Origin of the sequence: Streptomyces sp. L7, from assembly GCF_050990935.1 — a bacterium.
Classification (GTDB): Bacteria; Actinomycetota; Actinomycetes; order Actinomycetales; family Microbacteriaceae; genus Leifsonia.
The window spans coordinates 1,736,985-1,757,105 of sequence record NZ_CP194644.1; the positions used below are offsets into that span (position 1 = coordinate 1,736,985).

The following is a 20,121-nucleotide window of genomic DNA, read 5'->3' on the forward strand; positions in this document are numbered from 1 at the left end:
CGACGAACGACCGACCGGATGGGTGGGCTCTGGAGCTGGTTCACGTCGTGGCGATCCTCCTCCCGCCGAGCGAGGACCTCACGACCGGGACCGGGACGACCGGTCGCGAGCTGCGCGCCTACGGGCGTAGGTTGACGCCATGACCGTCGTGACCACGCACCGTTTGGGTGAACCCTGCTGGGTGGACTATGCCGCCGCCGATCTTCCCCGCGCCCAGGAGTTCTACACGTCGCTGTTCGGCTGGACGGCCGAGGCCGGCGGCGGCGAGTACGGCGGTTACGTGACCTTCCGCCGCGACGGGCGTCTCGTCGCCGGCATGGGCGAGGCGATGGAGGGCCAGCAGCCGAATGCATGGCTGACCTACCTGCTGGTGGAGGACGCCGAGGCCGGAGAGCGCGCGTCGGCGAACGCCGGTGCGCAGGTGCTCTCCCCCGCCATGACGGTCGGCGACCAGGGTCGCCTCGCGGTCGTGGCCGACCCGGGCGGAGCGGTCGTCGGCCTCTGGGAGCCGGAGCAGCACCGCGGCTTCGAGCTCGTCGCCGAGGTGGGCGGGCTGTCCTGGCACGAGCTGTACGCGCGCAGCTACGGGGATCAGGTCGAGTTCTATAAGCGCGTGTTCGGCTGGAAGACGCAGGTGCTCGGCGACACCGCCGACTTCCGCTACCTGACCTTCGGCGAGCCGGAGTCGCCGAGCGGCGGAGTGTTCGATGCCGACGGGATGCTGCCGCCCGGGGTGCCGTCGCACTGGGTCGTGTATTTCGGCGTCCAGGACGCGGCCACAGCCGTCGCCCGGGTGGTCGAACTCGGGGGCACCGCCATCCGCGACCCGTGGGACAGTGACTTCGGCCGCTTCGCGCAGGTCACCGACCCCCTCGGCGGCCTCTTCTTCCTGCACGAGGTCCCCGGCTCGATCGCCTGACCCGCCGCCGACATTCGTCACGAATCGCGCGTTCAGCCGCGCAGCACATTCGTCACGAATCGCGCGTTTCCGCGCGCGAAACCCGACATTCGTGACGAATCGGGGCGCGCGAGCGTCAGTGCACGGACGCCTGGAACGACCGGATGCGCAGCAGCACCTCGGTGCGCAGCGTCTCGGGCGCCGTCTCCTTGCAGGCGCGCTGCACCACCTCGGTCAGCACGACGTTCAGGTGCGCCTCGCTCGAGCAGCCGTCGCAGTTCGCGAGGTGCTCGCGGACGTCTGCAGCATCCTCGTTGCAGAGCTCGTTGCGCAGGTACTCCTCGAGTTCGGCCTTCGCCTTCTCACAGCCGCAGTCGGTCATTTCGTTCTCCTGGTCGTCTGCACGGCCGGGCTCTGGACCGCTGAGAGCCCGCGTTCGTGCGCGTAGTCGGTCAGAAGCTCCCGAAGCATCCGTCGGCCGCGGTGGAGGCGGCTCATGACGGTGCCGATCGGGGTCTTCATGATGTCGGCGATCTCCTGGTAGGAGAACCCTTCGACATCGGCGAGGTAGACGGCCAGCCGGAAGTCCTCCGGAATGGCCTGAAGCGCGTCCTTGACGGCACTGTCGGGCAGGTGGTCGATCGCCTCCGCCTCGGCCGAGCGGCTGGAGGTTGCGGTGGTCGACTCCGCACCTCCGAGCTGCCAGTCCTCGAGTTCGTCGATCGTCCCCTGGTACGGCTCGCGCTGCTTCTTGCGATAGGTGTTGATGAACGTGTTGGTGAGGATGCGGTACAGCCACGCCTTCAGGTTCGTGCCCTGCTGGAACTGCGCGAAGGCGGCGTACGCCTTCACATACGTCTCCTGCACCAGGTCCTGCGCGTCCGCCGGGTTGCGCGTCATGCGCAGTGCGGCCGCGTAGAGCTGGTCCATGAAGGGAAGCGCCTGCTCTTCGAACAGCGCGCCCTTGTCCTCGGTTTCGGTGCTCATCACGGGCCAGTCTAGTTGCGGCGACGGCTGAGCGACCCGACGCCCCAGGATGCGGTGGCGAGGTCGGACCCTCGACGGCGCGAGCGCACGGGTGCGCGGGGCGTCGAGGACAGCAGCGGCTGCGGGCACGGGCCGGTCCTTCCTTCGGGCTCGATGACGGATACCCTTGACAACAATGCTCATCTCGAAATATTCCGCCCCTGACTTCGACCCGTACGGCGACAACCGCGCCGAGGAGCCGAACACGCTCTGGCCGGCGCCGCTCGCCGGCGGCCCGGTCACGGCCTCCGTCTCGCTGCCCGGCTCCAAGTCGCTGACAGCACGCGAGCTGGTGCTCTCCGCCCTCGCCGACGGTCCCTCGCTGCTGCGCGCGCCATTGCATTCCCGCGACACCGCCAACATGGTGGAGGCGCTGCGCGCGCTCGGCGTCTCGATCGTCGAGCAGCCGGGTGCCAGCGAGTTCGGCGCCGACTTCCTGATCACTCCGGCGGAGGAGCTTCTGGGCAGCACCACGATCGAGTGCGGCCAGGCGGGCACCGTGATGCGCTTCGTGCCGCCGCTCGCCGGCCTCGCGCTCGGCCCGACGATGTTCGACGCCGACGACTCGGCGCGCGGCCGGCCGATGGGCGCGATCATCGCGGCGCTGCGCGCGCTCGGCGTCGACGTGAACGATGACGGCCGCGGCGCCCTGCCGTTCACGGTCCACGGCACCGGCACGGTGCAGGGCGGCGCCATCGGGATCGACGCGTCCAGCTCCAGCCAGTTCGTCAGCGCGCTGCTGCTGTCGGCGAGCCGGTTCGAGGAGGGTCTCGACCTGACGCACTCCGGCGAGCGCCTCCCGAGTCTCCCGCACATCGAGATGACCATCGCCGCCCTCGCCGCCCGCGATGTGACGGTGGAGTCGCCCGAGGTCGGTCACTGGATCGTGCGGCCCGGCGCCATCGGCGCGCGCGACGTCGACATCGAGCCGGACCTGTCCAACGCGGCCCCGTTCCTGGCGGCCGCGGTGGTCACCGGAGGATCGGTCACGATCACCGGCTGGCCCGAGACGACCACGCAGGTGGGCGCCGACCTCGCCGACCTGCTGCCGCTGTTCGGCGCGACCGTGGCGAAGGACGGCGACCGCCTCACGGTGACCGGGCCGGAGCGCATCCAGCCGATCTCGATCGACCTCTCGACCGGCGGCGAGCTGGTCCCCGCGATCGCGGCGATCGCGGCCTTCGCCGACGGCCCGAGCGAGATCACCGGCATCGGCCACATCCGCCACCACGAGACCGACCGGCTCGCCGCCCTCGCGGCCGAGCTCAACGGGCTCGGCGGCGCCGTGACCGAGCTGGAGGACGGCCTCCGCATCGAGCCGCGTCCGCTGACCGGCGGCGTCTGGCGCAGCTACGAGGACCACCGGATGGCGACCGCCGGCGCGATCGTGGGTCTGGTCGTCCCGGGCGTGGAGATCGAGAACATCGCGACGACCGCCAAGACCCTGCCGCAGTTCCCGCAGCTCTGGACCCGGATGCTGGCCGAAGGCGCGGCGGCGTAGATGTCGTGGTGGTCGGATGACGACGACGAGGACGACGAGTACGACCTCTACGACGAGTCGACCATCCGCTCGCGGCCGAACCCCAAGGGCAACCGGCCGCGCACCAAGACCCGGCCGGAGCACGCCGACGCCGAGATCGCGCGAGTCCTCGGGGTCGACCGCGGCCGGTACACCGTCCTGCTTCACGAGGACACAGCGGACGAGCGCCAGATCACGGCAGCACGCGCGAGCGAGCTGAGGCGCAAGCCGATCGTGACCGGCGACCGCGTGGCCGTCGTCGGCGACACCACCGGCGAGGAGGGCACGCTCGCCCGCATCGTGCGCATCGAGCCGCGCACGACCTTGCTGCGCCGCAGCGCGGACGACACCGACGAGGTGGAGCGCGTGGTCGTCGCCAACGCCGACCAGATGCTCATCGTGGTGGCCGCGGCCAACCCGGAGCCGCGTACCCGCCTGGTCGACCGCTACCTGGTCGCGGCGTACGACGCGGGCATCGAGCCGATGCTGTGCGTGACCAAGATCGACCTCGCCGACCCGGCGCCCTTCCTGGAGAACTTCGCCGGGCTCGACCTCCCGGTGTTCACCAGCCGGGAGGACCACATCCCGGTGGACGAGATCACGGCCGCGCTGGTCGGCCACGACACCGTGGTGGTCGGCCACTCCGGCGTCGGCAAGTCCACCCTGGTGAACGCGATCGTCCCCGGCGCCAAGCGCGCGACCGGCCACGTCAACGTCGTGACCGGGCGCGGACGGCACACGTCGTCCTCCACGGTGTCGCTGCGGGTGGAGAACGCGGACGGCCACGGCTGGGTCATCGACACCCCCGGCGTGCGCTCGTTCGGACTGGGCCATGTGGACACGGCGAGCATCCTGAAATCCTTCACCGACCTCGCCGCGATCGCCGAGGACTGCCCTCGCGGCTGCACGCACCTCCCGGACGCGCCGGACTGCGCGATCATCGAGGCCGTCGAGGAGGGCCGCCTCGGCGACACCGGCCGCGCCCGCCTCGACTCGCTCCAGCGCCTCCTCGCCACCTTCGCCCGCTGAGCCGACCGCCTCCGCGTCACACACCCGACCCGAGGGGCAGAATGGAGGCATGACTGAGGTTCGACTCGAAGCGGGACAGCCCGCGCCCGCCTTCACGCTCCACGACCAGGACGGCAAGCCCGTCTCGCTCTCCGACTTCTCGGGCGACAATGTGATCGTCTACTTCTACCCGGCCGCGATGACGCCGGGCTGCACCACCGAGGCCTGCGACTTCCGCGACAATCTCAACTCGCTCGCTTCCAGCGGCTACCGCGTCATCGGCATCTCGAAGGACGTCCCGGCGAAGAACAAGGAGTTCCAGGAGCAGGAGCGCCTGAATTTCCCGCTGCTGTCGGACGAGGACCTCGCGGTGCACAACGCCTACGGCGCGTACGGCGAGAAGAAGCTCTACGGCAAGACGGTCACCGGCGTCATCCGCTCCACCTTCGTGCTGAACCCGGACGGCACCGTGCGGCTGCCGCTCTACAACGTGAAGGCCACCGGCCACGTCGCGTCGCTGCGCAAGAAGCTCGGCCTGGACTGACCTCACCCGACCGGGCTGCCAATAGGTGTTTGCAATCTGCGATCTGGCATTCTAATGTCGAGGGACGGCCGCTTCGGCCGACCTCGTACGAAGGAGTGCACCGCATGAGCGCAACCGCCGAGCGGCCCATCGCCCACCCCACGAGCCCGGCTCGGGTCACGACGCCGGCCCGCGCCGAGGTCGCCGATCCCGGCCCGCTCGGCCTCGCCGCGTTCGCGCTGACCACGATGCTGCTGAGCCTGGCCAACGCGGGCCTGGTCGGCGAGGCGGGTGCCACGGCCGTCGCGATGGCATTGTTCTACGGCGGCCTGACGCAGTTCGCGGCCGGGCTGTGGGAGTTCGCGCGGGGCAACACGTTCGGGGCCACCGCCTTCACGTCGTACGGCGCCTTCTGGCTGTCGTTCTGGTGGCTGCGCACGGCTCCGGGACTGGCGGACGACGCGGGTTCCCTGGGCGTCGGCTTCTTCCTTCTGGCGTGGACGATCTTCACGGCACTGATGACGGTCGCCGCGGCGAAGACCAACGGAGCGACGCTGACCGTGTTCGTCCTGCTCACCCTGACGTTCGTCGCGCTGACGATCGGTGACCTGTCGGGGGCGTCGGGAGCGACGAAGGTCGGCGGCTGGCTCGGACTGGCGACGGCCGCCGTCGCGCTGTACACGTCGTGGGCCGGAGTGACGAACGCGACGTGGAAGCGCGAGGTGCTGCCGGTATGGCCTCGGGGGTAGCCCGCGCGGAGCACGGACCCGACCCACGATGCTCTGCCGATGGGCTATTTCTCAGCGCTGATGCTGAGATTCGCGCCGTCGACGTCGATGTGGCGCTCGAAGGAGCTCGGCGGAGGGAGCTGCGACTCCTGCTGCGCACGCTGGATCTCCGGCAGCGCCGTGAACTCACGTGCCCCGCCCTCCGACTCCCACAGGTTGTAGACCGCCAGGCCCGTCGGCGTCGGTATCGTCACCGTCGAGACCGCCCCGAACCGTGCCGCGTGCTCGGCGACGACAGGGTCGAAGTGCTCGCGCTTCCGCCTGAGCAGCACCTCCGGGTCGCCGTCGAGCGTGTGAACGGTGAAGTACATCCGGCTACCTGTCCCTTCTCCCGGCGGTGCGTCTTCCTGCGGATCGTAGACCCGCGTCCGCCTGCCGCCTAGCCAGAGCGCGGAACGTTTCCTCGGCAGAGGCTGCCGCGGCTGTCGGAGACCGTGCTGATGACGAACCGCGTTCGCAACGACTCGGACTCTCGAGCGAGGACGCGCGCGAAGAATATCTTCCCGGCGAGGCTCAAACCGGCAGTCGCGGCACGGAGGCGATGAGGCGCTGCGTGTAGGCGTCCTGCGGCGCGCCGAGCACGTCCCGGGTCGGCCCCTGCTCCACCACGCGCCCGGACCGCAGCACGACTGTCTGCTCGCAGAGCGTCGCCACCACGCTGAGGTCGTGGGACACCATGACCACCGTCAGCCCCTCCTGTGCCGCGAGCTCGCCGAGCAGCTCGATGATCTGGATGCGCGTCGTCACGTCGAGCGCGCTGACCGGCTCGTCGGCGAGGAGCACGCGCGGGCGCGAGACGATCGCCCGGGCGATGGCGATGCGCTGCCGCTGACCGCCGGAGAACTCGTGCGGATAGCGGCCCGCCGCGTCCTCCGGGAGAGCGACGGCGCGCAGGGCGTCCGCGACGCGCGAGCGGGCGTCGGCGCCGGACGCGATCCGCAGCGAGGTGAGCGGCTCGCCGACGATCCTGCCGACGCTCTGGCGGGGGTCGAGTGACGAGTACGGGTCCTGGAAGACGGTCTGCACGCTGCGTCGGAACTCCCGCATGAGCGCGCGGTCGGCGCGGTCGAGCGGCCTCCCGTCGAACAGGACGCTCCCGGAGGTCGGGCTCGTGAGCCCGAGGAGCAGCGACAGCACGGTGGTCTTGCCCGCCCCGGACTCGCCCACCAGGCCGACGCTGCGGTTGGTCTCGACGGCGAAGGACACGTCTTCCAACGCCGGGGCGCTCGCCCGGCGGTAGCGGAAGCCCGCGTCGCGGAGCTCGAGGACGGCGGTCATCGCACCTCCAGGGCGGCGTCCAGCTCGCGTGCGCTGCGCACGAGCTCGGCTGTGTACGGGTCGGACGGGGAGGTCAGGATGCGCTCGATCGTGCTCTCCTCGACGACCCGGCCGGCGCGCAGCACCAGGGCGCGCTCGGTCATGCGCGACACGACGGCGAGGTCGTGGCTGACGAACAGCAGGGCCATGCCGCGCTCGGCGACCAGCGAGTCCAGCAGCGCCAGGATGTCCGCCTGCACGGTCACGTCCAGCGCAGTGGTCGGCTCGTCGGCGATGAGCAGGTGGGGCCGGCAGGCCAACGCGGCGGCGATGGCCACCCGCTGCCGCTGGCCTCCGGAGATCTCGTGCGGGTACGCGCGGGCGATCCGCTCCGGTTCGGGGAGACGGACCTCCTCGAGTGCCGCGTGAACGGCGTCGCGCAGGGCACCGCCGCGCAGCCCGAGGTGCCGGCGCAGCGGCTCGGCCACCTGCGCGCCGAGGCGCATCAGCGGGTCGAGGGCGGTCAGCGGCTCCTGGAAGACTGTCGACGCGGTCTGCCCGCGCAGCGGGACCAGCGCCCGCTCCTTCGCGCCGATCACCTGGACGCCGGCGAGCTCGACGCTCCCGGTCGAGGTCAGCCCGTCCGGCAGGAGGCCGGTGATCGCGAACGAGGTCAGCGACTTGCCCGAGCCGGACTCCCCGATCAGGCTCAGCCGCTCCCCCGCGTCGAGCCGGAAGGACACGTCCGTCACCAGCGGTGACCCGTCGCGGGCCGTCACGCCGAGGTGCTGCACGTCGAGGATCATCGCGACCTCCTCCGCGTCGGGTCTGCCACGTCGCGCAGGCCGTCGGCGATCAGGTTGACGCCGATCACCAGGACGACGAGCGCCACGCCGGGTGCGATCGCGCCGACGGGCGCGACGGCGACGGTCCCCTGCGCTTCCTGCAGCAACCGGCCCCACGATGCGTTCGGCGGCGGGGCGCCGAGCCCCAGATACGACAGGCTCGCCTCCGCGAGCACGGCGACGCCGAACTGAAGGGCCAGGTTGACGCCGAGCGTCGGCCAGATGTTCGGCAGGACGTGCCGGACGACGATCCCGGCCCAGGATGTGCCGGAGGTGCGCGCCGCCGTCACGTACTGCTGCGCCAGCACCCGTTTGGACAGCACCCGCGTGAGCCGGGCGACCACCGCCGACATCGCCAGACCGATGGCGAGGATGGCCGTACCGAGCGACGCACCCTGGGCGGCGACGATGAGCATGGCGAGCAGCAGCACCGGGAAAGCGATGATGATGTCCAGCACCGCCGAGATGGTGTCGTCCAGCCAGCGCGTGGCGAACGCGGCGAGCATCCCGATCGTGACGCCGATGACCGCGCCGATCACGACCGCGCCGACACCCACGGCGAGCGCGATGCGCGCACCGATCATGAGCTGCGTCGTCAGGTCGCGCCCGAACCGGTCGGTGCCCAGCCAGTGCGTGCCGTCCGGCGGCTGCAGCCGGCCACCCGAGGTGTCGCCCTGGGCGAACGGCAGCCACACGAACGAGAGCGCGGCGACGAGCACCACGACGCCCACCAGGGTGAGGCCGATCCCGAGGGTCACCGAGCGGCGAGCGCGGCGGCGCGCCCGCTCCCTCGGATCCGGCGCCGTCTGCGCCGCCTGCTGCACCACCGCGCTCATCGGTTTCCCGAGATGCTCTGCCGCAGGCGCGGGTCGATCAGCCGCTGCACGATGTCGGCCAGGAAGCCGACGATCAGCACCAGCAGCGTGGAGACGAACAGGATGCCCTGGATGTCCGGGTAGTCGTGCTGCTGGATCGCCGTGAGCAACATGCTGCCCAGGCCCGGCAGCGTGTAGACGCTCTCGACCACGACGGCGCCGAGGAAGGTCGTCGCCAGCTCGATCCCCAGGATGGAGATGACCGGCACCGCGCCGTTGCGCAGCCCGTGCCGCCACATCGCCCTCCCGAACCCGGAGCCGAGCGCACGGGCGTTGCGCAGGTAGTCGCTGCCGATGACGTCGAGCGTCGCGCTGCGCACGTACCGCGAGATGGAGGCGCTCATCACGATGGCGATCGTGATGACCGGCAGGGCGAGCGACTGCAGCGCCGACGCGGGTTCGGCCCAGTCGTCGCGCGGGAAGCCGCCGGACGGGAACCAGCGCAGGTTCACCGCGAAGGCGTCCACGAGCAGGATGCCCACCCAGAACACCGGTACCGCTATGCCGAGCTGCGAGAAGGCGGACAGCGCCAGCCCGTACCAGCGGTCGGCCTTCCACGCGGCCACGAAGCCGATCGGCAGCGCCAGGACGAGCGCGAGCACGAAGGACAGCAGCGTGAGCGGGATCGTCACCGCGAGCCGGGAGGCGATCTCCGGTCCCACCGGCAGCGAGGTGATGAACGAGTGCCCCAGGTTCAGGGTCAGCAACGAGCCGAACCAGTTCGCGAACTGCTCGGGCAGCGGGAGGTTGCTGCCCACCTGCTCCTGCGCCGCCTTGATCTGGTCCGGGGTCGCACTGGCCGAGAGCAGGGCGTTCGCCGGGTCGCCCGGCAGCACGCGCAGCAGGAAGAACAGCACGACCATCGCCAGCAGCAAGGACACCACGAGGAACGCGGTGCGGCGGAGGAGATAGGAGGTCATAGTCGTTTCAGCGTAGATGCTCGGGAGACCCGGATCAGGGTCTCCCGAGCATCGGTGGAGAACTCGGTCAGAAGACGGCCCTGTGGAGGACTACTTCTTCGTGATGTCGTACGCGTAGAACTGCGAGTTCAGCCCGTTCACCGGGTAGCCGCTCACCGAGCTCGACGCCACCACGATCTGCGGGTAGAGGTACAGCCACGCGCTGGCGGCGTCCTTGGCGATCTGCTCGTTGACCAGCTTCAGCTTCGCCGTCTGCTCCGCCGTGGTGGAGGACTGCTCCGCCTCGTTCACCCACGCGGTGACCTGCGGGTTGTTGTACCCCCAGTAGAAGTCGGGGTTGCCGTACCAGACCACGTCGCGGTCGTTCACGTGCTCCTGGAGGGTCGCGGTGAAGTCGTGGTTCTTGAACACCTTGGTGTACCACTGGTCGGCCGAGATCGAGTTGATGTTCACCGTGACGCCGACCTTGGCGAGTTCGCTCTTCAGGAACTCCGCGACCGCGGGGTGCGGGTCGTAGGTGGGGGTGTCGAGCGTGAACGTGAAGCCGTTCGGGAGGCCGGCCGCGGCCAGATCCTTCTTCGCGAGGGCGGTGTCGTACGGGTTGACCTTGGTGAGGTCCTCGTACCAGGGGTCGCTCGGCGGGACCATCGATCCGATGAGCGTGCCGTACTTGCCCCAGATCGAGCTGAGCAGCTTCTTGGTGTCGATCGCCGAGTAGACCGCCTTGCGGACCTCCACGTTGTTGAAGGGCGCGACCTTGTCGTTGAAGGCCAGGAGCTCCTTCGTCGTCGATTTGCCGTTGCTGATCGTGTAGTTCTTGTTGCCCTCGAACTGGGTCAGCGAGTCCGGGCTCTGGATGCTGGTGACGACATCGACCTGGTTGGTCAGCAGGGCGTTGGAGAGGGCGCTGGCGTCGGTGAAGTAGTCGTAGACGACCTCCTTGTTCTTCGCCTTCGCACCCCAGTAGCCGCTCCAGCGCTCGAGGCTCAGGGAACTGCCGCGCTTCCAGGTGCCGAGGGTGTACGGGCCGGTGCCGTCCTCCGCCGTCTTGTAGTCGGTCCTGCCTGGGCCGTAGATCCAGACGTAGCTGAGGTTGTACGGAAGCGAGATGGAGCGCGACTTCAGCGAGATGACCACGGTCTTGTCGTCCGGGGTCTGGATGCCGGAGATGACGGCGAGCTGCGACTTGCGGGCCGACTGGGAGTCGGGGGCGAGGACGCGCTCGATGCTCGTCTTGACGGACTCGCTGGTGAGCGGCTTGCCGGAGTGGAACTTCACCCCGTCGCGGAGGGTGAACGTGTAGGTGAGGCCGTCCGAGCTCGTCGTGTACTTCGTGGCGAGCAGCGGCTGGACCTTGCCGTCGTCCGTCAGCTTGAACAGGCCTTCGTAGACGTTGCCGTTCAGCGCTTCGGTCACGCCCTGGCCGCCGCCGGCGGTGTTGTCCAGGTTGACGGGCTCATAGAGCGAGCCGACGGCGATGGACGCGTCGGTGCCGGCCGAGGACGACGTGGACGCGCCGGAGCAGCCGGCGAGCGCCAGGGACGCGGCGATGCCGATCGCGATCGTGGCGAGCAGGGGGGTCTTTCTCAACGGAGTTCTCCTGTGCTGTGGGGAGTTGGGGGTGTTCGGGAGGTGAAGCGGTGGGAGCCGGGGCTCAGTGCGCGGCGCCGTCGCGGAGCACGACCCGCTTCTCGCCCGCGGTGACCGGGACGGGGAAGCGGTTGTTCCGCGGCGGCAGCGGACAGTTGTACTGGTCCGAGAAGCCGCACGGCGGCACGAAGGCGCGGTTGAAGTCGAGGACGGCACGGTCCCCGTCGCGTGTCACGAACAGGAAGCGTCCGGAGGCGTAGGTGCCGTCCGGGCCGTCGGCGCCGTTCGTCGGGTCACCGAAGACCAGGAGCAGCGTGCCGTCGTCGTCGAACGCGCTCAGCGCGTAGTCGACGCCGTCGCGCTGGAAAGTGATGTCGCCCGGCACGACCAGGTCGCGGGTGAGGCCGTTGTCGCGGATGTGCTCGAATGGGATGGTGCGCTCATCGCTCACCGGGGTGAAGGTGGCCTCCACGATCCAGGACGGGTCGAACGGGAACGCGTCGATCGTCTCGAACGCGCGGATCGCGGGCGAGGCCGCGTCCCACAGCCGGATGCCGCGCTCGGGCGCCCCGGTGTCGAGGTTGCGGCGGCTCAGCGCCGTGGCGGTCACCGTCTCCGGATGCCCGGCGAGCGCCTGCTCCGGGGTGGTGTCGTCGCCCTCGGCCAGCCACCGGGTCTCGATGAGGGCGAGGTTGCCGGTCGGAGCTGCGACGGAGGAGAGACGCCAGGCGCGCCAGTCGGCGTAGCCGGCCTCGGCGGTCTGAATGGTGGGCAGGGATGCGAGGGCCGGTGCGGAGAGTTCAGTCACGATGTTGGCCATAACAGTGCGAGTCTGCGCCTTGTTCCCGCTGTCACGCTATTCGTGTGTCCCTGTATTGCGATCGGCGTCCTCGTCGGCTTCGACGGGGCGCGCGGTGGCCCGGACCACGGAGGGCGCGAGCGCCAGCACGCCGGCGATGACGGCGGGGACGAGCAACGCCCAACCGATGTCGGGCCGCCCCCGACGAGGCCTTCGAAGCTGCCGACAGCGACCGCGATCATCAGGATCTGGATGGTGACCGTGGAGGCGCGCGCCCAGGCGTTGAGCCGGAGGATGCCCACGAGCGTCACGATCAGCCAGGCGGCGCCGAGCATCACGAGGATCGTGAAGGCGATCGCGGTGGTGTACGAATAAGGGGTCGTCGTGAGAAGCTCGTACAGCAGCCAGAGCGCGAGCCCCGTGACCAGCAGTGCTTCGAGCGTCAGGATCACCGCGAGAGCGATCAGCAGCGGAGGCCGCGGGCGCACCGGGTCGGACGCAGGGAGGCCGGGCCCTCGAGGATCGGGCGCGGAGGGGTCGGTCACTATAGCATCCTGACGTTTCGTGCTTGTGTTCACAGCGTTATCCCATGCAGAACTATTGATCCGAATCAACTGCTATGGGAGCATATTCAAGGCCGAGTTAGTGCTCACAGGGTGGTGGGCAGGTCTCATTCCCCATGGATCTGAAGAACCCTGTAACGCGGCTGCTTACCTGCATTCTAGGCCCCCTCGGGCCAGGAAACATCCAGCGAACAAGGAGCATATCTTCATGGATTGGCGCGACAAAGCCGCCTGCCTGACCGCAGACCCCGAGCTGTTCTTCCCCGTCGGCAACACGGGACCAGCGGTCGACCAGATCGACAAGGCGAAGGCGGTCTGCGCGCGTTGCACCGTGACTGAGATCTGCCTGCAGTACGCCCTCGAGACCGGACAGGACTCCGGCGTCTGGGGCGGCCTCTCCGAAGACGAGCGCCGCGCCCTCAAGCGCCGCGCGGCCCGCGCCCGTCGCGCCTCCTGAACCCCGACTCAGCGATCCATCCCGAATCACAGCAGCATCGCCGCCGAGGCGGCGCTTCCGAACACCTAGCAGACGTCATCGTCCGGAAGCGCCCCTCGGCGTTTCTCGTGCGCCCTCGGGGTCAGACCGTGGTGAGGTAGCGCAGCGGGACCTCGATGGTCACCTCGGTGCCCTGGCCCATCATCGTGTGCCAGTCGATCGCACCGCCGAGCTCGCCCTGGATGAGCGTGCGCACGATCTGCGTGCCCAGGCCCGAGCCGACCTTGCCCTCCGGGAGCCCCGAGCCGTTGTCGACCACCTTCACGGTCAGCGAGTCCTCGGTCCGGTCGGCCACGATCTCCACCTGGCCCTCCCGGCCCGCGAGGCCGTGCTCGACCGCGTTGGTGACCAGCTCGGTCAGCGCCAGCGCGAGCGGCGTCGCGTACTCGCTCGGCAGCGAGCCGAACGTGCCAGACTTCTTCGGGTGCACCGTCGTCGTATGACTGGCGGCGACCTCCGCCACGAGTAGCAGCACCCGGTCGAACACGTCGTCGAAGTCCACGATCTGGGCGAGGCCGGTCGAGAGCGTGTCGTGCACGACCGCGATCGCGGCCACGCGGCGCATCGCCTGGCTGAGCGCCTCGCGCGCCTCCTCGGAATGGGTGCGCCGCGCCTGGATGCGCAGGAGCGAAGCCACCGTCTGGAGGTTGTTCTTCACGCGGTGGTGGATCTCGCGGATGGTCGCGTCCTTGGTGATGAGCTCGCGCTCCTGGTGCCGCTGCTCCGAGACGTCGCGGCACAGCACGATCGCGCCGACGCGCTCCCCGCGATTGCGGATCGGGATGGTGCGCAGCGACACGGTCACGCCGCGCGCCTCGATGTCGGTGCGCCACGGCGCCCGGCCGGTGACCACCAGCGGGAGCGACTCGTCGACGGTGATGGTGCCGGCGAGGAGCTTGGTCGTGACGGTCGCCAGCGACTCCCCTCCAGTTCGCCGGTGAAGCCCATCCGGTTGAACGCGCTCAGCGCGTTGGGACTGGCGAAGGTCGTGATGCCGGCATCGTCGAGCCGGATCAGTCCGTCCGCCGCGCGCGGGGCACCCCGGCGCGGAGCGGCAGGCGCCCCCAGGTCGGGGAAATCGCCCGTCGCGATCATGGCGAACAGGTCGTTCGCGCAGTCGTTGAAGGTCAGCTCCTGGCGGCTCGGGGTGCGCGCCTCGCTGAGGTTGGTGTGCCGGGTGACGACGGCGACGGGCTCGGCCGCCGTGTCCGGCGAGTGGACGCTGAGCCGCCGGATCACCGGGACGGCGCGCACGCGCGTCGGAGTCTCCTCGTACCAATCCGGAGCCGAAGTGTCGATGATCTGCTTGGTCAGGTACGCATCGGTGACCTGCTGACGCCACTCGGGCTTGATCCGCTGGCCGACGAAGTCACGATAGAACAGCGTCGCCGCGCTCGACGGCCGCGCGTGCGCCACGGCGACGAAATCGTCGTCCGTCGTCGGCACCCACAGCACGATGTCGGCGAAAGCCAGGTCGGCCAGCAGCTGCCAGTCGCCGACGAGGCTGTGGAGCCACTCCACGTCCGCCTCGGAGGAACGACCTTGGGCATGGACGAGATCACTGAGCGTCGACACTCCCCCACTATAGACAGACCGCACGGCACCGGTTGTCCACACCCGCGTTCAGGCCCTGGACCACCCGCAAGGCTCGCTGATTGAGTGTTCACCACGCACCGACGAACACCGTCGACGAGAAAGAATCGAGCACCACCAGCATGAACGCACTTCTCTCCCCGTCCTCGAACGGCCCGCGACGGAGCGGCCGAACGCATCCCGCCCGCCGCTCCGGCTCGTGCCGCCGCCGCGCCTCGTGCCGCCGCCGGTGCCCGGTCCCCCGCCGGACGATGCGGCCTTCGAGCCGCGCACGCTCGACGCCGAGCTCCAGGCCTCCGGCGACGAGCTGCGGACGGACTCCGGCATCGGCGAGGATGCCCGCCTCCTCTGCGCGAAGCTCGCGCTCTGCGTCATCGAGATCCTGGCGGGCGCGCGCCCGCTCGATCAGCTCGGCCGCTGGGTCAGCGACTCCGTCTTCATCCAGCTCCTGCGCCGCACCGTCATCGCCGCCCGCTCCCGGGAGGTCACGGGCGACGAGGCCAAGCGCCCGCGCGTTCGCGTCGGCGAGCCGCTGCTCAACCGGCTCGGCGACTCGGTCGTCGAAGCGGTCGTGATGATCCACCAGCCGTCCCGGTCGAGGGCGGTGGCGCTGCGGCTGGAGCGGCATCGGGCACGCTGGCGCGCCACCGCGATCACCGTGCTTTGACCCCGGCCGAGGCCCGGACACCGGGGCCGTGGACGGCGAACGGCGGAGCGGTCGTCGACCGCCCCGCCGTTCGGGAACCCGCGTCCCCGTGTTCGAGGGTCAGAGTTCGAGGGTCGGAAGTTCGAGGCTCAGAGTTAGAGGCTCACCGCTTCTTGGCCTGGGCCCGGCGCTCCGCACGGTTGACGGGAGCCTCGTCCGCGTCCTCCACTCGCTGGCCGAACGCGCCGCGCTGCGCTGCACCCTGGGTGGGCGGCGCCGACTGGGCGGGGGCCGCCTGGCGCTGCTGGCGCTGAGCGCGGTCCGTGGCCGCCTTCTCGATCTGGCCGCGCTGGTTGCGCACCTCGACGTCGCCCTGCTCGCCCGGAGCCGAGTAGCTGAGGCGGGCCTCCGAGTCGCCGCGGTCGAGTCCCTTGGCGGCAACGGCCGGCGCGACCTCGTCGGGGGCCTGGTTGACCTCCACCTCGAGGTTGAACAGGAAGCCGACGGTCTCCTCCCGGATCGCGCCCATCATCTGCTGGAACATGGCGTAGCCCTCGCGCTGGTACTCGACCAGCGGGTCGCGCTGCGCCATCGCCCGCAGGCCGATGCCGTCCTTGAGATAGTCCATCTCGTAGAGGTGGTCGCGCCAGCGGCGGTCGATGACCGAGAGCACCACGCGGCGCTCCAGCTCGCGCATCGCCGGGGAGCCGATCGACTCCTCGCGCTTCTGGTACGCGATCTTGGCGTCGGACATGATCTCGCGGCGCATGAAGTCGCGGTTGATGCGGCCCTTGTTGCCCGCCTCGGCGATGACCTCGTCGATCGAGACTCCGACCGGGTAGAGCGTCTTGAGCTCGGCCCACAGCGCGTCGAAGTCCCAGTCGTCCCCGCTGCCCTCGCCGGTGTGCTGGTCGAGGATGTCGTCCACCACATCGGTGAGGAACTTCTGCACGCGCTCGTGCAGGTCGTCGCCCTCCAGGATGTGCCGGCGGTCGCTGTAGATCGCCTCGCGCTGGCGGTTGAGGACGTCGTCGTACTTGAGGACGTTCTTGCGGATCTCGGCGTTGCGCGCCTCCACCTGCGACTGCGCGCTGCGGATGGCGCGGCTGACCACCTTGGACTCGATCGCCATGTCGTCCGGCACGCTGGTGCGGCCCATCAGGCTCTCTGCGGCCCCGGCGTTGAACAGGCGCATCAGGTCATCGGTCAGCGACAGGTAGAACCGGCTCTCGCCCGGGTCGCCCTGGCGGCCGGAGCGCCCGCGGAGCTGGTTGTCGATGCGGCGCGACTCGTGGCGCTCGGTGCCGAGCACGTAGAGACCGCCGGCGGCGATGACCTTCTCGGCCTCCTCGGCGACCTTGGCCTTGACCTCGTCGAAGACGCGCTCCCAGGCGGCCTCGTACTCCTCGGGGGTCTCGACCGGCGAGAGGCCGCGGGCGTTCATCTCGGCCACCGCCATGAACTCGGCATTGCCGCCGAGCATGATGTCGGTACCGCGGCCGGCCATGTTGGTGGCGACCGTGACCGAGCCGAGCCGGCCGGCCTGGGCGACGATCGCTGCCTCGCGCGCGTGGTTCTTGGCGTTCAGGACCTCGTGCCGGACGCCCTTCTTCGCGAGCAGGCGCGAGAGGTACTCGCTCTTCTCGACGCTCGTGGTGCCGACCAGGACCGGCTGGCCCTTCGCGTGCCGCTTGGCGATGTCCTCGACCACCTGGTCGAACTTGGCCTTCTCGTTCTTGTAGACGAGATCCGACTGGTCCTTGCGCTGCATCGGCTTGTTCGTCGGGATCGGGACGACGCCGAGCTTGTAGGTGCTCATGAACTCGGCCGCCTCGGTCTCGGCGGTACCGGTCATGCCGGACAGCTTCTTGTAGAGACGGAAGTAGTTCTGCAGGGTGACGGTGGCGAGGGTCTGGTTCTCGGCCTTGACCTCCACGCCCTCCTTGGCCTCGATGGCCTGGTGGATGCCCTCGTTGTAGCGGCGGCCGACCAGGATGCGACCGGTGTGCTCGTCGACGATGAGCACTTCGCCGTTCATGACGACGTAGTCCTTGTCGCGCTTGAACAGGGCGTTGGCCTTGATCGCATTGTTGAGGAACGAGATGAGCGGGGTGTTCGCCGACTCATAGAGGTTGTCGATGCCGAGGTAGTCCTCGACCTTCTCGATGCCCGGTTCGAGCACGCCGACGGTGCGCTTCTTCTCGTCCACCTCGTAGTCGACGTCGGGCGTGAGGCGGGTGGCGAGGCTGGCGAACTCGTTGAACCAGCGGTTGGCCTCGCCGGACGACGGGCCGGAGATGATGAGCGGGGTGCGCGCCTCGTCGATCAGGATCGAGTCGACCTCGTCCACGATCGCGAAGTAGTGGCCGCGCTGGACCATGTCGCTCGCCTGCCACGCCATGTTGTCGCGGAGGTAGTCGAAGCCGAACTCGTTGTTCGTGCCGTAGGTGATGTCGGCGGCGTACTGCTCGCGGCGCTCCTCGGGGGTCTGGCCCGAGAGGATCACCCCGGTCGTCATGCCGAGGGCGCGGAAGACGCGGCCCATCAGCTCCGACTGGTAGCTCGCCAGGTAGTCGTTGACCGTGATGACGTGGACACCGCGGCTGGTGATCGCGTTCAGGTACGCGGCGGTGGTCGCCACCAGCGTCTTGCCCTCACCGGTCTTCATCTCGGCGATGTTGCCCAGGTGCAGCGCGGCACCGCCCATGATCTGCACGTCGAAGTGGCGCATGCCGAGCGTCCGCTTCGACGCCTCGCGCACGGCGGCGAACGCCTCCGGCAGGAGGTCGTCCAGCGACTCGCCGTTGCTGTAGCGCTCGCGCAGCTCGACGGTCTCGTGCATGAGCTCGTCGTCGGTCAGCTCGCTGAAGTCGTCCTCGAGAGCGTTGACAGCCTTCGCGTACGCCTCCAGGCGGCGGAGGGTGCGTCCCTCGCCGACACGAAGAACCTTTTCAAGAACTGAGGCCACTGATGCACTCCATTTTGCTCGGTCGGGCCGATGATGCCCGCGCCACGGCGGGCGCACGCCGGACGGCATACTCCGCCGACGATAGAGAACATCGTACTGGGTCCGCCCCGGAGGTCGTCCCGTGATCCCTGGGAGGGCCCTGCGAGACCGGTGAACGAACGGGCGCCGGGGCCGGGCAGAGGAGCGCCGATGGCGTGCGCCGCCTGGGCGCACGCCATCGGCGCGCTTGCGTCTCGGCTCAGCCGAGTTTGCGGCTCGCGGTCACGACCTCCTGCAACTCCTCGGCATCGTCGTCGAGGGCGATCACGCCGTAGTCCCAGCCCTTGCGGCGGTAGACGACGCTCGGTCGTTTGGTCTCCTGGTCCACGAACAGGTAGAAGTCGTGGCCCACCAGCTCCATGTAGTAGAGGGCGTCGTCGACGGTCATCGGGATGCTCGCGAAGACCTTCTGCCGGATCACGACGGGGCTGTACTCCTCCTCGGCCTCCGCGGCCTCCGCCGGCTCGTCCGTCACGACGGGAACGCTGCCGGTGCGCACCTGATCGAGCACCGACACCGGGGCCGCTGCGAGCCCGACCGCGCTGAAGCCGTCGGTGCTCGCCTCGCGCAGCGAGGTCGGCCGATGCTGCCCGCGATGCACCTTGCGCCTGTCCTTGGCCCTCCTGACGCGTTCGAGAAGCTTCCCGAGCGCGATGTCGAACGCGGCGTACTTGTCCGGTCCGGTCGCTTCGGACCGGACCACGGCTCGCGGTCCGACCAGGGTCAGCTCGACCCGGTCGTCGCCGTTCTGGGACCCCAGCTTCTCGTTGTGCCTGCTGACCTTGATCTCGAAGGAGATGGCCCGCTCGGCGAGATGCGCGACCTTGTCCGCCTTCTCCGTCGCGTACTCACGGAAGCGATCAGTGATTCCCAGGTTGCGTCCGACGATGTTGATGTCCATGAAGACCTCCCTGATCCGGCGTGACGTCCGCCCGGATCACGAAGGGCGGATCGCTCTCGCCTTTTCGACCACCGTAGTGCTCCCCAGCACGTAACGGAACCGTGATCAGTGGGTGAATTCCACGATTCCGCCGAACGTCCGCCGGATGATGCCGCACGCGGCCTGGTCATCGTCGCCGGCGCGGCGTGCGCGCGATGGCGGCGGCGCCGCGCACGGTGCCGCCGGCCGCCCGGATCGCGCGCGCGGCCTCCGCGATCGTGGCACCGCTCGTCACGATGTCGTCGACGATCACGCAACTCCGGTCGCACACCCGCCGGGACGCGACCATGCTGTCGGCACGGTTCTCCGCGCGCTGGGCGCTCCCGAGCGCCGCCTGGTCGGCGGTCTGCCGTGTGAGCCGGAGGGCGTGCCAGAGCGGAGGTGCGAGAGCCCGGGTGCGCGCGAGCACCATTCCCGTCGGGTGGTAGCCGCGCCGCCGCCACGCGGCGCGCGTCGACGGGATCAGGACGGGGACGGCGCTGCGGCCGCGCGTGCCGGCCGCCGCGGCGAGCGCCGGGGCCAGGGCGCCGGCCAGGGCGCGGGCCGCGTCCACCCGCCCACCGTCCTTGTAGGCCAGAAGCACGATGCGCGGCAGGTCGTCGTAATCGAGCGCCGACCACACGGCGACGCCGCGCACGGTGTGTCGTCGCACCTCGGGGGCGAGAGCGTGCGTGCAGTCGACGCAGAGCGAGCGGTCGGGCGCAGCGCATCCCGCGCAGCTCACCGGGAGCAGCACGGCGGCGGCGTCGAGGACCGCCTCGCGGATGGTCGAGCGGACATCGGGGCGGAGAGAGGCGTTGCTGATCGTCATGGCTCCAGCCTCGCCGC

Annotated in this window: 22 protein-coding genes; 7 read left to right on the plus strand and 15 right to left on the minus strand. The window is 69.7% G+C overall.

Translation table 11 applies throughout. The annotated features are described in order from the left end of the window. Positions 1-139: 139 nt before the first annotated feature. Complete coding sequence (locus tag ACR5MH_RS08845) at positions 140-919, plus strand: VOC family protein (protein WP_431346895.1); 780 nt, start codon at positions 140-142, stop codon at positions 917-919. Positions 920-1,034: 115 nt separating this feature from the next. On the opposite strand, the gene ACR5MH_RS08850 is transcribed toward ACR5MH_RS08845, so the two are convergent. Further along, entirely contained in the window at positions 1,035-1,280 is a 246-nt protein-coding gene (locus tag ACR5MH_RS08850; RefSeq protein WP_179607524.1) for a zf-HC2 domain-containing protein, read from the minus strand. Next, a complete protein-coding gene (locus ACR5MH_RS08855) occupies positions 1,277-1,885 on the minus strand; it encodes a sigma-70 family RNA polymerase sigma factor (protein ID WP_433862509.1) in 609 nt (202 codons plus the stop codon). Before ACR5MH_RS08855 ends, ACR5MH_RS08850 begins: the two co-directional genes overlap by 4 nt. Before the next feature lie 175 nt (positions 1,886-2,060). Between ACR5MH_RS08855 and aroA the strand changes: the two genes are divergently transcribed. The 4 genes from aroA (at position 2,061) to ACR5MH_RS08875 (ending at position 5,723) form a co-directional block, all read left to right on the plus strand. Continuing rightward, positions 2,061-3,425 carry a 3-phosphoshikimate 1-carboxyvinyltransferase gene (gene aroA, locus ACR5MH_RS08860; RefSeq protein WP_431346897.1) on the plus strand — a complete coding sequence of 455 codons (1,365 nt, stop codon included), beginning with the start codon at positions 2,061-2,063 and terminating at the stop codon, positions 3,423-3,425. After that, positions 3,426-4,472 carry a ribosome small subunit-dependent GTPase A gene (gene rsgA / locus ACR5MH_RS08865; protein WP_431346898.1) on the plus strand — a complete coding sequence of 349 codons (1,047 nt, stop codon included), beginning with the start codon at positions 3,426-3,428 and terminating at the stop codon, positions 4,470-4,472. It abuts the gene before it with no gap. 49 nt (positions 4,473-4,521) lie between these two features. Next, on the plus strand, positions 4,522-4,995 hold the full coding sequence (gene bcp, locus ACR5MH_RS08870; protein ID WP_431346899.1) for a thioredoxin-dependent thiol peroxidase: 474 nt from the start codon (positions 4,522-4,524) through the stop codon (positions 4,993-4,995). Positions 4,996-5,099: 104 nt separating this feature from the next. Further along, positions 5,100-5,723 (plus strand): acetate uptake transporter, encoded by a 624-nt coding sequence (locus ACR5MH_RS08875; protein WP_431346900.1) that lies wholly within the window; start codon positions 5,100-5,102, stop codon positions 5,721-5,723. A gap of 44 nt (positions 5,724-5,767) precedes the next feature. On the opposite strand, the gene ACR5MH_RS08880 is transcribed toward ACR5MH_RS08875, so the two are convergent. From ACR5MH_RS08880 to ACR5MH_RS08915, 8 genes are all read right to left on the minus strand, one after another. Further along, on the minus strand, positions 5,768-6,073 hold the full coding sequence (locus ACR5MH_RS08880) for a hypothetical protein (protein WP_431346901.1): 306 nt from the start codon (positions 6,071-6,073) through the stop codon (positions 5,768-5,770). Positions 6,074-6,275: 202 nt separating this feature from the next. Continuing rightward, positions 6,276-7,040: an ABC transporter ATP-binding protein gene (locus ACR5MH_RS08885; RefSeq protein WP_431346902.1), complete on the minus strand. Its 765-nt coding sequence runs from the start codon at positions 7,038-7,040 to the stop codon at positions 6,276-6,278. Continuing rightward, positions 7,037-7,825, minus strand: a complete 789-nt coding sequence (locus ACR5MH_RS08890) for an ATP-binding cassette domain-containing protein (RefSeq protein WP_431346903.1) — start codon at positions 7,823-7,825, stop codon at positions 7,037-7,039. Before ACR5MH_RS08890 ends, ACR5MH_RS08885 begins: the two co-directional genes overlap by 4 nt. After that, on the minus strand, positions 7,822-8,700 hold the full coding sequence (locus ACR5MH_RS08895; protein ID WP_431346904.1) for an ABC transporter permease: 879 nt from the start codon (positions 8,698-8,700) through the stop codon (positions 7,822-7,824). Before ACR5MH_RS08895 ends, ACR5MH_RS08890 begins: the two co-directional genes overlap by 4 nt. Continuing rightward, positions 8,697-9,659 (minus strand): ABC transporter permease, encoded by a 963-nt coding sequence (locus tag ACR5MH_RS08900; protein WP_431346905.1) that lies wholly within the window; start codon positions 9,657-9,659, stop codon positions 8,697-8,699. The genes ACR5MH_RS08895 and ACR5MH_RS08900 overlap by 4 nt, the downstream gene beginning before the upstream one ends. Positions 9,660-9,749: 90 nt before the next feature. Beyond that, positions 9,750-11,249 (minus strand): ABC transporter substrate-binding protein, encoded by a 1,500-nt coding sequence (locus tag ACR5MH_RS08905; RefSeq protein WP_431346906.1) that lies wholly within the window; start codon positions 11,247-11,249, stop codon positions 9,750-9,752. Between the two features lie 64 nt (positions 11,250-11,313). Next, a complete protein-coding gene (locus ACR5MH_RS08910; RefSeq protein ID WP_433862510.1) occupies positions 11,314-12,057 on the minus strand; it encodes a DUF1684 domain-containing protein in 744 nt (247 codons plus the stop codon). Beyond that, positions 12,054-12,593: a hypothetical protein gene (locus ACR5MH_RS08915; protein ID WP_433862511.1), complete on the minus strand. Its 540-nt coding sequence runs from the start codon at positions 12,591-12,593 to the stop codon at positions 12,054-12,056. The genes ACR5MH_RS08910 and ACR5MH_RS08915 overlap by 4 nt, the downstream gene beginning before the upstream one ends. 226 nt (positions 12,594-12,819) lie before the next feature. Here ACR5MH_RS08915 and ACR5MH_RS08920 point away from each other — a divergent pair, with 226 nt between their 5' ends. Then, the gene (locus tag ACR5MH_RS08920; protein WP_018190103.1) at positions 12,820-13,068 is read left to right on the plus strand and encodes a WhiB family transcriptional regulator; all 249 of its coding nucleotides are present in this window, start codon (positions 12,820-12,822) and stop codon (positions 13,066-13,068) included. Between the two features lie 121 nt (positions 13,069-13,189). Here the strand turns inward: ACR5MH_RS08920 and ACR5MH_RS08925 are convergent, their stop codons facing one another. Then, positions 13,190-13,912: a sensor histidine kinase gene (locus tag ACR5MH_RS08925; protein WP_433862512.1), complete on the minus strand. Its 723-nt coding sequence runs from the start codon at positions 13,910-13,912 to the stop codon at positions 13,190-13,192. Then, positions 13,909-14,682 carry a histidine kinase N-terminal domain-containing protein gene (locus ACR5MH_RS08930; protein WP_433862513.1) on the minus strand — a complete coding sequence of 258 codons (774 nt, stop codon included), beginning with the start codon at positions 14,680-14,682 and terminating at the stop codon, positions 13,909-13,911. The genes ACR5MH_RS08925 and ACR5MH_RS08930 overlap by 4 nt, the downstream gene beginning before the upstream one ends. A gap of 217 nt (positions 14,683-14,899) precedes the next feature. Between ACR5MH_RS08930 and ACR5MH_RS08935 the strand changes: the two genes are divergently transcribed. Beyond that, positions 14,900-15,367, plus strand: coding sequence for an Rv3235 family protein (locus ACR5MH_RS08935; RefSeq protein ID WP_431346910.1), 468 nt, complete (start codon positions 14,900-14,902; stop codon positions 15,365-15,367). Positions 15,368-15,509: 142 nt separating this feature from the next. On the opposite strand, the gene secA is transcribed toward ACR5MH_RS08935, so the two are convergent. From secA to ACR5MH_RS08950, 3 genes are all read right to left on the minus strand, one after another. Beyond that, positions 15,510-18,314 (minus strand): preprotein translocase subunit SecA, encoded by a 2,805-nt coding sequence (secA, locus tag ACR5MH_RS08940; protein WP_431346911.1) that lies wholly within the window; start codon positions 18,312-18,314, stop codon positions 15,510-15,512. Between the two features lie 238 nt (positions 18,315-18,552). Further along, on the minus strand, positions 18,553-19,254 hold the full coding sequence (hpf, locus tag ACR5MH_RS08945; RefSeq protein ID WP_431346912.1) for a ribosome hibernation-promoting factor, HPF/YfiA family: 702 nt from the start codon (positions 19,252-19,254) through the stop codon (positions 18,553-18,555). Positions 19,255-19,420: 166 nt separating this feature from the next. Further along, complete coding sequence (locus tag ACR5MH_RS08950; protein ID WP_431346913.1) at positions 19,421-20,104, minus strand: ComF family protein; 684 nt, start codon at positions 20,102-20,104, stop codon at positions 19,421-19,423. Positions 20,105-20,121 lie beyond the last annotated feature (17 nt).